The sequence below is a fragment of the Bacillus sp. PS108 genome (assembly GCF_037963335.1).
In the GTDB taxonomy this organism is placed as follows: Bacteria; Bacillota; Bacilli; order Bacillales; family Bacillaceae; genus Bacillus; species Bacillus subtilis.
In genome coordinates, this window is record NZ_CP150155.1 from 1,934,497 (window position 1) to 1,950,823 (window position 16,327).

General features: G+C 45.2%; 13 protein-coding genes and 1 pseudogene. 1 reads left to right on the forward strand and 13 read right to left on the reverse strand.

What is annotated here, in order from left to right; all coding sequences use genetic code 11:
• Positions 1–44 precede the first annotated feature (44 nt).
• Positions 45–641: a DedA family protein gene (locus tag NSQ16_RS09815; protein ID WP_003231529.1), complete on the forward strand. Its 597-nt coding sequence runs from the start codon at positions 45–47 to the stop codon at positions 639–641.
• A 48-nt stretch (positions 642–689) separates the two neighbouring features.
• On the opposite strand, the gene nrnB is transcribed toward NSQ16_RS09815, so the two are convergent.
• From nrnB to ppsE, 13 genes and pseudogenes are all read right to left on the reverse strand, one after another.
• A complete protein-coding gene (nrnB, locus tag NSQ16_RS09820) occupies positions 690–1,889 on the reverse strand; it encodes an oligoribonuclease NrnB (protein ID WP_015714023.1) in 1,200 nt (399 codons plus the stop codon).
• Between the two features lie 169 nt (positions 1,890–2,058).
• Positions 2,059–3,594: an acyl-CoA carboxylase subunit beta gene (locus NSQ16_RS09825; protein ID WP_161476952.1), complete on the reverse strand. Its 1,536-nt coding sequence runs from the start codon at positions 3,592–3,594 to the stop codon at positions 2,059–2,061.
• Between the two features lie 10 nt (positions 3,595–3,604).
• Positions 3,605–4,387 carry an enoyl-CoA hydratase gene (locus NSQ16_RS09830; RefSeq protein ID WP_161476951.1) on the reverse strand — a complete coding sequence of 261 codons (783 nt, stop codon included), beginning with the start codon at positions 4,385–4,387 and terminating at the stop codon, positions 3,605–3,607.
• Positions 4,388–4,407: 20 nt separating this feature from the next.
• Positions 4,408–5,307, reverse strand: coding sequence for a hydroxymethylglutaryl-CoA lyase (gene ldeG / locus NSQ16_RS09835; protein WP_015714026.1), 900 nt, complete (start codon positions 5,305–5,307; stop codon positions 4,408–4,410).
• A 14-nt stretch (positions 5,308–5,321) separates the two neighbouring features.
• The gene (locus NSQ16_RS09840; protein ID WP_230488777.1) at positions 5,322–5,543 is read right to left on the reverse strand and encodes an acetyl-CoA carboxylase biotin carboxyl carrier protein subunit; all 222 of its coding nucleotides are present in this window, start codon (positions 5,541–5,543) and stop codon (positions 5,322–5,324) included.
• 14 nt (positions 5,544–5,557) lie between these two features.
• The gene (locus NSQ16_RS09845; protein ID WP_230488778.1) at positions 5,558–6,892 is read right to left on the reverse strand and encodes an acetyl-CoA carboxylase biotin carboxylase subunit; all 1,335 of its coding nucleotides are present in this window, start codon (positions 6,890–6,892) and stop codon (positions 5,558–5,560) included.
• Between the two features lie 9 nt (positions 6,893–6,901).
• Entirely contained in the window at positions 6,902–8,551 is a 1,650-nt protein-coding gene (locus tag NSQ16_RS09850; RefSeq protein ID WP_230488779.1) for an AMP-binding protein, read from the reverse strand.
• A 43-nt stretch (positions 8,552–8,594) separates the two neighbouring features.
• On the reverse strand, positions 8,595–9,737 hold the full coding sequence (locus NSQ16_RS09855; protein WP_064911698.1) for an acyl-CoA dehydrogenase: 1,143 nt from the start codon (positions 9,735–9,737) through the stop codon (positions 8,595–8,597).
• Between the two features lie 51 nt (positions 9,738–9,788).
• Positions 9,789–10,090, reverse strand: a pseudogene (locus NSQ16_RS09860) (hypothetical protein).
• Positions 10,080–10,232 (reverse strand): hypothetical protein, encoded by a 153-nt coding sequence (locus tag NSQ16_RS09865; protein WP_128992931.1) that lies wholly within the window; start codon positions 10,230–10,232, stop codon positions 10,080–10,082. The pseudogene NSQ16_RS09860 and the gene NSQ16_RS09865 overlap by 11 nt, the downstream one beginning before the upstream one ends.
• 83 nt (positions 10,233–10,315) lie before the next feature.
• Positions 10,316–11,848 carry a glycoside hydrolase family 10 protein gene (locus tag NSQ16_RS09870; protein WP_021479789.1) on the reverse strand — a complete coding sequence of 511 codons (1,533 nt, stop codon included), beginning with the start codon at positions 11,846–11,848 and terminating at the stop codon, positions 10,316–10,318.
• A gap of 135 nt (positions 11,849–11,983) precedes the next feature.
• Positions 11,984–12,376, reverse strand: a complete 393-nt coding sequence (locus NSQ16_RS09875) for a DUF1360 domain-containing protein (protein WP_014476970.1) — start codon at positions 12,374–12,376, stop codon at positions 11,984–11,986.
• A gap of 107 nt (positions 12,377–12,483) precedes the next feature.
• Positions 12,484–16,323, reverse strand: coding sequence for a plipastatin non-ribosomal peptide synthetase PpsE (gene ppsE, locus NSQ16_RS09880; RefSeq protein WP_230488782.1), 3,840 nt, complete (start codon positions 16,321–16,323; stop codon positions 12,484–12,486).
• Positions 16,324–16,327 lie beyond the last annotated feature (4 nt).

The following is a 16,327-nucleotide window of genomic DNA, read 5'->3' on the forward strand; positions in this document are numbered from 1 at the left end:
CAGTCATATAATAGTGAAAAAGATTAGGACAGGTTGTGAAGAATGTGGGCAGTTTGATAAGCGAAATTTTAACATGGCTGACGAACATGGGATATGCGGGTATTGCGATTGGGTTAATGATTGAAATCATTCCGAGTGAGATTGTATTAGCTTATGGCGGCTATATGGTATCGGAAGGCACGATTGGATTTATTGGCGCAATTATTGCGGGTGTTATCGGGGGCACCATTGCCCAGATCTTTATTTACTGGATCGGCCGCTATGGCGGCAGGCCATTTCTGGACAAATACGGGAAGTATTTATTGATTAAAAAGCATCATATCGACATGTCGGAAAACTGGTTTCAGAAATACGGCGCCGGAGTTGTCTTCTCGGCTCGTTTTATACCGGTTGTCAGACATGCCATATCCATTCCGGCAGGTATTGCCAGAATGCCTTTTCTCAAATTTGTGGTACTGACTGTGCTTGCTATCATTCCATGGTCTATTCTGTTTGTTTATTTAGGCATACAGCTAGGAAGCCAGTGGGATGATGTTGAGAATATAGCGGGCACTTATACAACACCGATTATGATATTGGCTGTTGTCGTGATAGCCCTTTATTTTGTGATTAAGAAACGTACAGCCATATTTAAACGATAGCTAGCGGATATGCATAGGGGTGACTGACGCTCCCCTATGCATATTTTTTTACTTGCGATGTTGATTTGCCAGCTTCAGATTCTCCGCTAAAAATGCAACAAACACTTCATCCCGCACAAGCGATGCGGCATAATTTCTCTTAATAAACCATTCTGCTTCTTCAAACGCTGCGAATGTTTCGTCTTGGGTTTCTCCGTTAATTTGAATATTCCATTCGTTGTCTAAAGGGAAAAGAAAAAATCTCATTTGTGCGCGATTTTCATATAATGATCCATTCGCAGATCCCTTTAGATTATAGATGTTACGGAAGGCATCCGGCCGTACAGGATCAATGCGGAAAGCTTCAGCTACAAACAACTCGTATACTTCATCGGTTATTGAACAGCCGGACGCTTTTGCATGCCCTCCGCCGCCATATCGGCCGGCGATTTCTGACACATCGATGTAATCATGAATGGTGCGGAGACTGACTCGTTTTGACCCCATGCTCAAAATCGCAATGTAATCGAGGTGCGGGTTATCTTTCCCTAGCCTGTTCCCCAGCTCTGAATGGTACGATTCAGCGTGAACGATGCCTACACAGTGTTCGTGAACAAAGGTTTGTACCATTTCCCTTTTCTTTCTGCGGAGGTAGCGCTCGATTTTTTCGTCTTCTAAATCAAGCAGTTTTTCTTCAAAATCATCGAAGAAAAATTCGTCATGCGTGGAAAGGCGCTGGATCATTTTTGCTTCAAATTCATCGATTGACAGCAAAAAGAAAAGATCATTAAGCCGCTTCGCCTGTTTTTGATCGTACCGCTCCCACTCCCATGTATCGTATTGGCGGACGAGCTCTGTGAATTGATCTAAGGCGTTTGTCGGTTTCATGAAGCCATTTTCAACGAGATAGCCATATAAAAGCGATGTCGCGGATGTGAGCCTTCCATCATCGTATTCCACCTGGACAAATCCCCATTCATGCTCATTCAAATGAAGGGCTGTTTTATGATGGTCAATGAGCTTCACTTTGCCCCCTGCATGAACATACTCATTCAATCTCTCTTCGTTTTCTTCATTGACGGCGAGATCGGTGATGAATAACGCGTCCTGTCTGTTGCTCTCCTTCGCTTTTTCTAAAAAGTACTGCACCTGTGCGTTTAAGCCGTTGACAGAGTTATACCGGACCTCTACGTCTTTTCCGAACGCTAATTTTGCTACGATTCCGCACCCTACTCCGTCCAAGTCGTTATGTGAATATAAATGATACATAATGTGGGCCCCTTTTTATGATAAACTGACAATTGCCGCTAGAGGTGCGGCAGCCTTTATTTACTATTCTAAAAAACCAAGCGTTTTATGCAATGGTAATTAGTTTACATAATGTTGTTATTGTAAATATATAAAGGAGCGCTTTTTTTGCGCTCCTAAGTTCTTGCTTTTACACTGGATAAACCGGATGCTTTCGATTGGTAAATGTCATTTCCTTTGTCATGTATGCCTTGAGCCGTTTGGCCAGCTCATCACGCAGCGAATTGGCTGGGATAACAGCATCAATGATCATTTCTGAAGCCAGACGGTAGATATTGATGTCCTCTTTGTATTCCTCCCGTTTGCTGCTGATAAATGCGGCTCTCTCTTCTTCTGGCAGCTCGGCGATTTTTTTAGCGTAGACAGCGTTTACAGCTGCCTCAGGGCCCATGACGGCGATTTGGGCGGTTGGGAGCGCTAGACAGCAATCCGGTTCAAATGCCGGCCCTGCCATTGCATACAACCCCGCCCCGTAAGCTTTTCGGACAATGACAGAGAGTTTTGGAACAGTAGCCTCTGACATCGCAGAAATCATTTTCGCTCCGTGTCTGATAATCCCAGCCTGTTCTACTTTTGTGCCAATCATAAAACCGGGGATATCGGCTAAGAACAGCAATGGGATATGAAAAGCGTCACATAAGGTAATAAACTTAGCCGCTTTGTCTGCTGAATCGTGGAATAAGACGCCTCCTTTTACCTTCGGCTGGTTTGCAACAATGCCGACAGGCTGTCCGTGGATTCGTGCGAGGCCCGTCAATAATTCCGGTGCAAATAAGGCTTTGATCTCAAAAAATGAGTCTTCATCTATGACCCGCTCAATCAGCTCATGCATATCAAAAGGTGCGTTTTGATTTTGCGGAATGACGTCGGCAAGCGGAGTTTTGAAGTGTTTTGGCGGGCGTTTCTCATGAATGGGCGCTTTTTCTTGAAAATTTGCCGGAAAGTAAGACAAATAAGCCCGCGCCAGCTGTATGGCTTCTTCTTCAGTTTCTACAAGAATATCTCCGCAGCCGGAGATTGAGCAATGCATACGGGCGCCACCCATTTCTTCAAGAGACACTTTTTCTCCAATAACCATTTCCGCCATCCTTGGCGAGCCTAAATACATGGAGGCGTTACCGTCTACCATAACGACGATATCACAGAAGGCCGGAATATAAGCGCCACCTGCCGCAGATGGTCCGAAAAGCAGACAGATTTGCGGAATGCGTCCCGATAATTTGACTTGATTGTAAAAAATTCTTCCTGCACCGCGTCTCCCTGGAAAGACATTGATTTGGTCGGTAATTCGGGCGCCTGCCGAATCGACTAAATAAATGAGCGGACAGTTTAATTTTTCCGCGGTTTCTTGAATTCTGATGATTTTTTCAACTGTTTTAGCTCCCCATGACCCCGCTTTCACTGTTGAATCATTCGCCATGACGCAAACGGTATGGCCGCCGATTTTGCCGATAGCGGTGACAACTCCGTCAGCGGGAAGCCCGTCTGACATACATTCCGCAAAAAAAGCGTCTTCTAGCTCAATGTCATCGTCAAAGAGAAGGGAAAGCCGCTCTCTGACAAAGAGCTTGCCTTTTTCCCGATTGCTTTGATGATACTTTTCCGCTCCGCCTTTTCGAATCCGTTCAGCCCGTTCTGTTCGTTCCTTTTCATAATCCATGAGCATTGCCTCCCTTTTATATTCCCTTGTATACGGCCCGTCTTTTTTCTTGAAAGGCCTGAAGCCCTTCTCTCCTGTCTTTTGTCGGGATGGTTTGTTCATACGCTTTTTGTTCAATCGCAAGGCCTGTAGCGAGATCTGTCTCCAATCCTTTATTGATTGCAAATTTAGCCTGACGGACAGCGATCGGCCCGTTGGCAGAAATGGCTGCGGCCAGTTCCTCTGCTTTGGGCATAAGGTCACAAGGAGCCGTGACATGCTCTACAAGGCCGATTTCTTTTGCTTCGTGTGCGGTCACGCGTCTGCCTGTATAAATGAATTCTTTTGCTTTTCCTCTGCCAATCAGCCGGGGCAGCCTTTGGGTCCCTCCAGCGCCCGGGATAATAGCTAACCCTGTTTCCGGAAGTCCCAGCACAGCTGATTCAGCTGCGATTCGAAGGTCGCATGCCAATGCCAATTCTAGTCCGCCGCCTAATGCGCTTCCATTTATCGCAGCTATGACCGGCTGCGGCAAGGCATCAAGTAAAGCCGCCGTTCTTTGAATGAGAGATACACTTTCCAGAACCTGATCTTCTTTCAGTTTTATCCGTTCCTTTAGGTCTGCCCCTGCACAAAACGCTTTTTCACCGGTGCCTGTGAGGATGACGCAACGGATGTTTGAGTTGAATTCAATTTCCTGAAGAATCATTTGCAGGTTTCTAAGCATTTCCGCTGAAAGAGCATTTGCTGCCTGAGGCCTGTTTAAGGTGATCAACGCAATATGTTCATTTTTAACAGTAAAAAGAATAGAGTCTCCCATTGTATGCGTCCTCCCTTTTATCAAGATGATTTAAACACCTGTAAATTTCTGCTCGGCAGCGGTTTGCCCATTTTTTCTTCTATCCATTTGGCCGCAGATAGCAGTTTTTCTAGCTTTACATTTGTTTTGATATCCATCTGTTCAAGCATATACACGATATCCTCAGTTGCGGCGTTTCCTGATGAACCTGGCGCATATGGGCATCCCCCAAGCCCGCCTGCCGAGCCGTCGAACACCGTGATGCCCATTTGGAGTGCTGTGACCATGTTGGCCAGAGCGGTTCCTCTCGTATCATGAAAATGCAAGGCAATTTGATTAGCCGGGAATCGTGCCAAAAGAGCTTCAAGTACAGTTTCCACTTGGGCGGGATTAGCCGCTCCAATCGTATCTCCAAGCGACAGTTCAGAAATCCCAAATTCAAATAGAGCTTCTGAAAGGCGAATGACTTGTTCAATGGGGACATCTTTTTCGTACGGACAGCCGAAAACAGTCGAGAGGTAGGCTCTTGTTGTGAGGTTTGCTTTTTTTGCGTCGTTGTTTACTTGTTTGAGTATATGAAGGGATTCAGAAGTGGATTTATTGATGTTTTTTCTGTTGTGCGTCTCGCTGGCGGACATAAAAACGCAAGCTTCGTTAATGCCTCCTTCAAGTGCATTCTCCAGTCCTCTTTGATTCGGGACAAGTGCCGCGTACGTTACCCCTTTTTCACGGTCGATGCCTTTTGCTACGTCGATAGCATCTCGAAGCGCCGGAATCCATTTTGGGTGAACGAAGGATGTGATTTCAATATACGAAAGCCCTGTCCGGGAAAGCTGGTTGATCCAGGTTATTTTATCCTCTGTTGCGATCCATACGGGCTCGTTTTGTAAGCCGTCACGCGGGCCGACTTCTTTGATTGTCACTTTTTTAGGATATGACATGGTCTTCCTCCAAATTATTGAGTGGAATCGCTCAGTTCGAGCAGTACGTCTCCTTCATTTACAAAGTCGCCTTCCTTTTTTTTGACTTCTTTTACGATTCCGCTTCTATCTGCAACGATCGGGATTTCCATTTTCATCGATTCCAAAATGGCTACCTCCTGGCCCTTTTCGATTTGGTCGCCGGCTTTGACGTGGACTTTCCACAGGTTTCCTGCCATTTGTATGCTAACCGTCATGACAACTGCCTCCTTTATAGGTGTTGTTTCAAAAAGTCAGTCGTGACATCCCCTTCTTTAAATGCCTTTGTTGCCGCAGCTTGTATGAGAAGCGGAAGATTTGTTTTGATTCCCTCTACACGATAGTCGCGAAGCGCTGTCTCTAGTTTTTCAATTGCTTCTGTTCTGGTTTGGCCTTTGACAATCATCTTAGCGATCATCGGGTCATAAAAAGGGGTAACGGTGCTGTCTTTTGCTACCGCACATTCGTGTCTGACTCCTTTTTGGTCAGGAAGTGAAAACGCAGTGATCGTACCTGGTGACGGGAAGAAGGTCTTGGGATCTTCCGCGTATATTCGAACCTCTATCGCATGCCCGTTCCGTTTGATGTCTTTTTGGGAGAATGTGAGTGTATGGCCCGCAGCAATCCGCAGCTGCTGCTCAACTAAGTCCAGGCCTGTTATTTCTTCAGTCACGGGGTGTTCAACTTGCAGTCTCGTATTCATTTCGAGGAAATAAAAATTTTGTTTCTGGTCAACTATAAATTCGATGGTGCCTGCGTTCGTATAGCCGATTGCCTTCGCTGCTTTTACCGCTGTTTGCCCGATCTTCATTCTTAGTTCATCGTCTACAAATGAAGACGGTGCTTCTTCAATGACTTTTTGGTGGCGCCTCTGAACAGAGCAATCACGTTCAAACAGATGTACTGTATGGCCGTGTTGATCGGCCAAAAGCTGAACCTCGATGTGACGCGCATGTTCAATAACTTTTTCTATATACATCGACCCGTCACCGAAAAAATCTGCTGCGCGCTTTTTGTTTCCCTCGTACGCTTTTTTTAATGCTTCTTCATTTTCAACACGCTGCATTCCGATGCCCCCTCCGCCCGCTGAAGCTTTCAGCATGACAGGATAGCCGATTTGCCTTGCGGTGCGGCAGGCTGCCTCTATATCTCCGAGGGATTCAGAAACGCCCGGCACCACAGGGACACCTGCAGCCTCCATTGCTTTTCGCGCTTCAATTTTGCTGCCCATCTTTGCGATGATATCAGGGGAAGGTCCGATAAACACGATGTTTTCTTGCTTGCAGCGTTCAGCGAACCGGCTGTTTTCTGATAACAATCCATATCCCGGGTGGATCGCGTCGGCATTTGCTTTTTTCGCCGTCTTTATGATTCTCTCTATATTTAAATAACTTTCACTGACTCTCGATTCCCCGATCAAATATGCCTCTGTAGCGGCTTTTGGATGGAGCGCGTCCTTGTCTGCTTCTGAATAAACCGCGACCGTTTTAATGCCGAGACGGCTGCATGTTCGGATAATTCTCATTGCAATTTCTCCGCGGTTGGCGATCAGTACTTTTGTAAACATGATTTCACCTCATTGACTTGATGATAGGTTAAACATTTCAATCGTTTTTTCTCGCAGTTTATATTTTTGAATTTTGCCTGAGGCCGTCATCGGATAGTCATCCGTAAAAATAACATAACGCGGAATTTTGTGGCGGGCGATTTTCCCTTTGCAATAGGCTTTAAGCTCATCAGGTGAAACGCTTTTACCGTCTTTCAGTTTAATCCAGGCTGCAGCTTCCTCCCCGAATTTGGCGTCAGGCACACCAACGACCTGTACATCTAAAACAGCGGGATGCCGGTATAAAAATTCTTCAATTTCCCGCGGATAAATGTTCTCGCCGCCTCTGATGAGCATATCTTTTAATCTTCCAGTGATGCGGCAGTACCCGTCTTCATCCATAACAGCAAGATCTCCTGTAAACAGCCATCCGTCATGATTGATTGCTTTTCTGGTCGCTTCTTTGTCTTTATAATAGCCTTTCATGACGTGATAGCCACGGGTGCACAGTTCTCCCTGCATGCCTCTTTGAACTTCTTGACATGTCCCGGGTTCTACAATTTTCACCTCAGTATGTGGCAGGGCACGGCCGGTTGTTTCGACTCTTCTTATGAAGGAATCATTTGCTCTCGTTTGCGTAATGACTGGCGAGGCTTCGGTTTGTCCATAGGCGATCGTAATGTCTTTCATGCCCATCCTTTCAATCACAGCTTTCATCACTTCACTTGGACAGGGAGAGCCGGCCATGATTCCTGTTCGGAGCGTCGATAGATCATATGCATCAAAATCCGGATGATGCAGCTCGGCGATAAACATGGTAGGCACACCATGGAGCGCTGTGCATTTCTCTTTTTCTACCGTTTTAAGGACGGTAACGGGATCAAATTCTTGCACGGGTATCATGGCTGCCCCGACGGATACACATGCCAAAACCCCAAGGACGCATCCAAAGCAGTGAAAAAACGGAACCGGGATGCACATGCGGTCTTGAGAGGATAAAGCCATACATTCAGCGATATTGGCAGCGTTATTGATGACATTAAAATGGGTCAGCATCACGCCTTTTGGAAACCCTGTCGTTCCCGATGTGTATTGCATATTAATCACATCGTCTTTATCCAGGCTGTTCATTCTTTCTTCCAGCTCAGCATCTGTCACTGTTTTCGCCAATATCTCTGTATCGTCCCAATGATACATGCCAGACAATCGTTTATTGCCAATATAGATCAGCGTTTTTAAAAAGGGATAGCGTTCAGATTTCAGTTGGCCGGGCTTTGCTTCTTGCAGTTTTGGAATTAAACTGTTCACGATGTCTGGATAAGAAGTGCCCCTGTATGAATCCATGATAATAAGCGCCGCGGCATCCGATTGCTTTAACAAGTAATCAAGCTCGTGTGCTTGATAATTGGTATTGACGGTCACGAGCACGGCTCCGATCTTCGCAGTTGCGAACTGGACGGCAAGCCATTCAGGGATATTAGAAGCCCATATGGCGACGTGGTCTCCTTTTCCAATCCCCATCCGCATAAGACCTTTAGCGGTTTGACGGCACAGACTGTCAAATTGAGCGTACGTATAGCGGATATTTCGGTCTGGATACACAACAGCATCTCGATCGGGATACGCATCAGCTGTTTGTTCCAGCAGCCTGCCGATTGTGGAATGGATGAGTTCAGCCATTCATTGTTCCTCCTTTCTTAATGATGGGAAAGCGTTTACATTTTTATTTTAAAAGCTGTCTGGCGATCACGAGACGCTGAATTTCAGATGTGCCTTCACCGATTTCCATTAATTTTGCGTCCCGCAGCATCCGTTCCACCCCATACTCTTTCATATAGCCTGAACCTCCATGGATTTGAATGGCTTGATTGCAAGCTCTTGTCGCCATTTCAGATGCGAATAGCTTGGCGTACGCCGCTTCTTTGGTGAACGGGCGGTTATGGTCTTTCAGCCAGGCGGCTTTTAACACCATTTGCCGTGCCAGATCAATTTCCATCGCCATGTCAGCAAGCTTAAATTGAATCGCTTGAAAGGAAGAAATCGGCTGTCCAAACTGCTTTCGTTCTTTCGCATATGCCAATGATGCGTCAAGGGCTGCTTGGGCAATGCCGACTGCAAGAGCAGCGATGGAGATTCGCCCTCCGTCCAGCGTATATAGAAACTGTTTAAACCCTTTTGTTGGATCGCCAAGTAAGTTGGCCGCAGGCACTCTTACATCTTCAAGCAAGATTTCCGCTGTATTCGAACCGCGGACGCCCATTTTATCGTACGGGCTCGTAATCGTAAGTCCTGGTGTATCAGTTGGCACGATTAATGCGGAGATGATGTTTTTTCCGTCTTTGTTTTTGCCTGTTACGGCGGTTACAATAACTGTGCGTGCGTAGCTTGCATTAGTGATCCAGCACTTTTCGCCGTTGATTACATACTCGTCACCATTTGAAATCGCTTTTGTTTGAGTGCCTCCTGCATCTGAGCCGGCATTTGGCTCCGTCAGGCCGAATGATCCGAGTGCTGTGCCTGAAGCCAGCGGCGTCAAATGCGTCTGTTTTTGCTCTTCTGTTCCGAAGTAGTAAAGAGGGCTTGCGCCTAGCGAGACCGCTGCAGCATAGCTTAATCCAGTACTGCCGCAGGCTTTGCCGACTTCTTCAACCGCTAAGGCATATGAAATCGTATCACCGCCAGATCCGCCGTATTCTTCAGGAAATGGAATACCCATCAGACCGAGTTCACCCATTTTTTCAAATGTTTGCATCGGGAACTCGCCTGTTTGATCTACATGTTCAGCGTGAGGAGCAATTTCTTTTTTCGCAAAATCTTTTACCATTTCACGCACCATTTGTTGTTCTTTTGTCAGCTCAAAATTCACATCGTTTCCTCCTTCACATCTTTGTAACATCCTATTAGGCGAGTTCTATAATCATTCCCTGACAAGAAAAGTCTGAAAATTAAAACTGAATCCGTAGGCGCATACCATCCATATCGCAAACGCAATAACTTGACCCTTTGATAAAGCCGGGAAGTGAGGGGATGATTCCAAAGGGAAATCGTATCAATCAATAAACCGACCGCTGATCCCCATATACCTAGCTTGATCACCGCGAACTGTGATTGATCGAGTTTATGATAGAGAAAGAACACAAGGTATAAAACAAGAGCGGTGCCCGCTCCCAAGAGAAGAAAGTTCGGCAAAAAGGCTTCTTCAGCCGGATCAGTCAACACAGCATCTTCGAACAGCACAAAAAATAATGTGGCACCTAACCAGACTAGAAATGAAAACGTAAAACACGTCCTGTACGTGTTTCTCTTCGAATTTACTTAGTACTAGCTTCTCAGATTCCAATAATGGAAAATGTCCAAACACCGCCTACAGCGGTTTACCATCGTTTCCTGTCTCCAAAATCACTTTTAAAAAAAGACGACTTAGAAAGCCGTCCTTCTCATTTCTTATTTTGTTGTTCGTTTGGAAGCCTTGCTTTCGTTATGAAGCCGGTCTGCTGAAGTGACATAATACGTATATTTCTTGTTAGGATCTGCCGTGTTATCTAAGAAGGTTTGCTGCTCATGTGTTTTTCTTTGCGTTGCCAGCAATGTTCTCTGCTTTTTCCCTTCGGCTCTGTATATCGCATAATAGGCTGTTTCTTTCGTTTTTTGATTTGATGGGTGATCTTTAATCTGCAGAAGATTGCCGTTTTTGTCTTCGGTGACTTTCGTAAGCTTCGGTTTTTTTGGGGCGGTATTGTCAAGCCAAGGCATTTGCGGAACCAGTGCCGGCTTGCTGTAAAGATCGGTGCTGAGCCTGTCTTTGATGCCAAGCGGATTTTTGTTGAGGTCCTTGAGGCTGAAATGCATGCTTCCTTTCACCAGTTCAAGCTGGCGGTTCAAAGTGATTTGCCGCACATATTCCTCAGGGTCGGACCAAGGCGGATCAAAATTGTTATTGATTTTATATGCTGCCTGGCCAATATATAAGTGAACAGGCCTATTTTTGACTTCATTGCTCCACCAATCAGCCAGCACGTCGTACGCCGCTGCGTTAAAGCCGATACTCCAATAAATTTGCGGAGCAATATAATCGATGTCGCCTTCTTGGATCCAATGCCTTGTGTCTGCATATAGATCGTCATAATTTCTGACGCCTGCTTTTGTATTCGATCCGGTCGGGTCATCTGCGGCGTTTCTCCATACTCCAAAGGGACTGATGCCGAATTTGACATACGGTTTTGCAGCTTTAATTGTTTGGTTGATTTGTTTGACAAGCTGGTTCACATTGTCCCGCCGCCAGTCATCGATATTAGAAAAAGCGTCTTTTCCGTATTGTTCATACTGTGCTTGATCAGGAAATTCCTGTCCTGCTATTTTATAAGGGTAAAAATAATCATCCATATGAACAGCATCGATATCATAATGTTTTACGACTTCTTCAATGCCTTTGACGATAAAATCTCTCGCTTCTGGAATGCCTGGATGATAATACAGCTGGTTTCCGTAGGCGGCAACCCAATCTGGATGTTTTCTTGCCGGGTGACTCTCAGACAATTTATTAAGATCTGTATGATTCATTGTAATACGGTAAGGGTTAAACCACGCGTGAAATTCCAAATTTCGTTTATGGGTTTCTTCAATCATAAATGCAAGAGGATCATAGCCCGGGTCCTTCCCTTGGACACCGGTTAAGTATTCCGACCAAGGCCCGTAAGCTGACGGATAAAAGGCATCAGCCGTCGGTTTAATCTGAACAATAACGGCATTCATTCCCATTTTCTGCACATCGTCCAGCAGTTTGATATACTCCTGTTTTTGCTCTTTCACAGATAACCCTTTTTTGGATGGCCAATCAATATTTAATACGGAAGCAATCCATACGGCTCTCAGCTCCCTGTCAGACTGCGCATTGGCCATAAACGGAACGGAAATGACAAACGTTCCGATGATCAAGCTGACAAGGAAACGGACAATCGACTTTTGGCAAACCTTCATTCTGTTTCTTCTCCCCCATTACATCACTTTCACTATTCGCTATTACGGTATTCCCGGGCTATAAAAGGGTGATTAACAGAATGTCTATCTCACTAAATAAACGAAAAAAGTCCTAAAGCATGTTGTGAACCGCTTTTAGGACTTTTTATCATTCATCATGGTTTGCAGACTTTTTAACACGTCAATAAGTTTTACGCCGACACCGACAGCCGTTTCAAGGATCGCTTGTGCTCCGGCAATGGCTAAAATAAAGATCAGCGGTATTGCAATACGAGGCAAAAATAGATAGCCAAGTCCGATCAAGATGGCACACCAAACACCGGCACACCAGTAGCAATTGAGCATGTATCCAAAGTTAGAAGCCGGCACGCTTTTTTCATCTACATGCCCGTTTTGATCAACAATCCTTTTCTTTTTCATAAAAGGTTTTCGGATAAATTCTGTGATTTTGTCGAATACAATCAAATGTGTCAGCCTGTAACTGGCTAGAATCAGCATGATAAACGTAAGAAAAGATAGATGATCCATGACAAGCCTCCAAGAAAAAGGATGATGTTATCATTCCCTAGTGTCATCGATCCATTCTTTGATACAAAAAGAAGCGGACAGAGAATGCCTCTGTCCGCGAATCCGCTCTATTGTTTGTGCGGGATTGCTTTATTTGAAGTGATCTTTTCTAAAATGTCGAGGATGATGTCAGCATTCTTTTCAGCATATGTTCCTTCCAGCATGTCTTTATGAGCGCCAAAACCCGTGTACTCACTATAGTTTCCGCAGGCGCCTTCCCATTTCGTTAAGCCTGTATTCTTGCTGGTTTCGGGATGGATTCCAGCTTCGATGAAATGAATGCTTGCTTTGATGTGCCCTTCATTCAGCAATTGTGCCCAATATTCCTGATAGTTTCTTTTTTTCTTCATCACCTTTTCTCTGACTGCTTCAGGCAGATATGCTGCAGATTCGTCATTACCGGTATCGATAGGCAAAGGCTGTTCTTTTAGATAAGCGTCCACGATAATGAAGTCGCTGACTTCTAATCCTTTGCGCTCCATAGCCTGTGCCACTTCAAAAGCCAGGTTTCCGCCTGCAGAGTAGCCTAATAAAACGTATGGGCCCTCAGGCTGTATGTCCGTCATGCAATTAACATATTGTTCAATGCGGGTGTCTTGTTCAATAAAGTGAAACCCGTATACGGCTGCCTTCTCATTCAGCAATAAAGCAAGGTCTTTAAAATAAATGCCAAATCCCGATATCGGCGGGAAGCAGAAAAGATTTTGCGCGCCGTGCTGGTTCAGTTTGATCACATGCTGTTCATTTGCTGCTGTCAGCTGTTTAGAATAAAGTTTTTCGGCAAGCTGAGCGATTGTCGGATGTTCGAACAAGAAATCAATCGGTATGTCAATGTTCTGCTGATGTTTTAGTGTATGTATGACTTGCAGTGCTTTTAGTGAATGTCCGCCAATAGCAAAGAAGTCATCATCAATACTGATTGTGTTAACACCGAGAACTTGCTTCCAAATGTTCGCTAATTCTTCTTCAACCAAGTTTCTTGGCAATATGATGTCCTGTCGTTTGGCAGGCTTATTTTCTGGAATAGGCAGCGCGCTGCGGTCTATTTTTCCGTTTCCGGTAAGCGGCATCCGCTCCACACGCACCCAGTGCTGCGGGATCATATAGTCTGGAAGCACACGCGCCAAATCGGCGCGAAAATCCGTATCTGTTTTTTTGTGATCACCGACGTAATGAGTGTACAGCTGCGCCTCTCCATCTTTTTCTCTCAATGTCACTGCTGCTTCTTGAACGCCTTCCATTTCTAACAGGCGCGCTTCTATTTCGGCAGGCTCAATTCGTTTTCCGCGGATTTTCATTTGCCTGTCAATTCTGCTGATGTATTCTAAGTTTCCATCAGGCAGCCAGCGCGCCAAATCACCAGTACGGTATATTCTTTCTCCAGGCAAGAAAGGATGAGGAGAAAAAACAGCATTTGTCAGGTCATCTTTGTTCAAATAGCCTTTAGCGACCCCATCACCGCCAACACAAAGCTCGCCGGGAACGCCTATTGGCAAAAGACGTCCTTTTGTATCTAAGATGTAAGCGGTGCTATTGCTGATTGGTTTTCCAATCGGAATCGGCACCGCATAGTCTCTCTTTATTTCAAAAAAGGTTGAAAAAGTCGTGTTTTCCGTAGGCCCGTAAATATTATGAAGCGCGAGATCTGGGCAGGCGTGCCTGACAGCATTCATCAGAGCAGGCGAAAGTGCTTCTCCTCCGACATATAACGTATCGAGTCCGCGAAACATATCAGCTCGTACCTGTGCCAGCTGATTAAAAAGAGCTGTCGTTAAAAATAGCACTGTGATATCATTTTCAAGCAAATACGCTCCAAACCGATCAGGTGTCAGCATTGTCGATTTATCAATGATATGAAGGCTTGCGCCATTTAAAAGTGCCCCGAACATTTCAAAGGTGACGGCGTCAAAGCTGATAGATCCAGTCAGAATAAACCGGTCATCACCGGACGCAGACGTGTAATTGCTGTTTCTGACAAGGGACACGACATTGCGATTCGTGATCATGACCCCTTTCGGCCGGCCTGTTGATCCTGAGGTATACATGATATATGCAAGATCGTCTGGACTGGAGATGGTGTTGATAGGAAAATGGTTCTCTCCCATCAATGCCTGCGCATCTGCAATCATACATGTTCCTGAGAACGCAGCATTTTGCTCCAGCCCCTTTTGAACAATCAGCATTTTTGCTTGCGTTTCCTCAAGCATAAAGCTGACTCGTTCAGGCGGAAGCTCCGCATCAAGCGGGAGGTATGCTCCCCCTGCTTTTAATACGGCAAGCACACTGATCATGAATTCGGGAGAATGTGCAGCCAATATTCCGGCTGTCTCGTTTTTCCGAAATCCCTTTTGAATTAATTCTCTGGCGAGCGCATTAGAGCGTTTATCAAGCTCTTTATACGAAATAGACATATTGCCATACACAAGTGCGGTATGGTCTGGCGTCTTTTCTGCTTGTTCGCGAAATAAATCGATAATTGTATGATTCTTTGGATACTCCGTTTTTGTATTGTTGAACTGTGTGACAATCTGCTCTTTTTCTGTTGCATCAAGAAAAGAAAAATCAGCAATTGGCATATGAGGGTGCTGTGCAGCTGTGCTAAGCGCTTGCGTAAATTGCCTCTTGATACAGCTGATCCAGGCAGCATCGTAAACGAATGCATTATAGCTGAACTTGACGACAAGCTCTTCGCCGGGAGCAACGACAAGATTAAAGTTATATCCTGATTGCTCGGATACTTGAACTTGATCGATTTGCAGCGGTGAATCGGTTTGATCAGCGGAATCGGCGATTTTCTGCTGTAACGGATAGTTTTCAAAGACGATAATGTGATCAATCAGTTCCTGTTTTAATGCGGTGTTTGCCTGAATATCAAATAAAGGCTGGCAGGTAAACGGCTCAGCTTCCAGCATTTCTTTCTGGCAGCGTATGAGCAGTTCTTGAAACGTTTCGTCTTGATGTGTTTTAATGCGAATCGGTATGGTATTGATAAACAACCCTATCATTTGCTCCACGCCCGGGATTTCTGACGGTCTTCCTGATACAACTGCGCCAAACACAACGTCGTCTGTGCGATTATATTGCTGCAGCATCACACCCCAGACCGCCTGAATTAGGATAGCGAGCGTGACGCCGTGTTGTTTGGCAGTCTCTTTCAGCTTGTCTGTCAGTGGTTTATTTAATGAAAATATCAAATCTTCACGGTGATAACCTTCTTTTGTTTCTTTATCAGACACACGAGGCAGAGGTGATGGAGTGCTGTAGTTTTTTAAATAGGTATCCCAGTAGGCTGCTGCTTTTTCTTTGTCTCGGTTTGTCAGCCAGGAAATATAGGTGCTGTACGGACGGACAGGGTCTAATGAAAGCGGTTTTCCTGCATGAATCGATTGATAAATTTGCATAAATTCCTGCATAACAATACCTAGGCACCATCCGTCCATTAAAATATGATGGTGACTCCAGATACAGACATGTTCATCTTTAGCTGTTTTGAATAGAGAAATCCGCATCAGCATGTCTTTTTGCAGATCAAAGCCTTTTTGCTTGTCCTTCTCTTTAAAGCGTTCAATATACTCATTCTGATCGTTTGTTGGCAGATGGGAAATGTCTTCGCTGTACAAATGGAATTCACGTTCTGTCATCACGACTTGCCGAGGTCCCGACAAATGCGGGACGTGCGGCAAAAACACGGTTCTGAAAATATCATGGCGGTCGATAATGGCTTGAATGCTGCGCTGAAACCATTCATAGCTGAGGCTTCCTTTAATGGTGAAGAGCGACTGCTCAACGTATGCCCCCTCCTCTTTACGGAGGAAGGAATGAAAGAGCATTCCCTCCTGCATGTGACTCAGAGGATAAATGTTCTTGATTTTTTTTATGTTATCCATAGTGTCTGCACCTTTCTTCACGGTT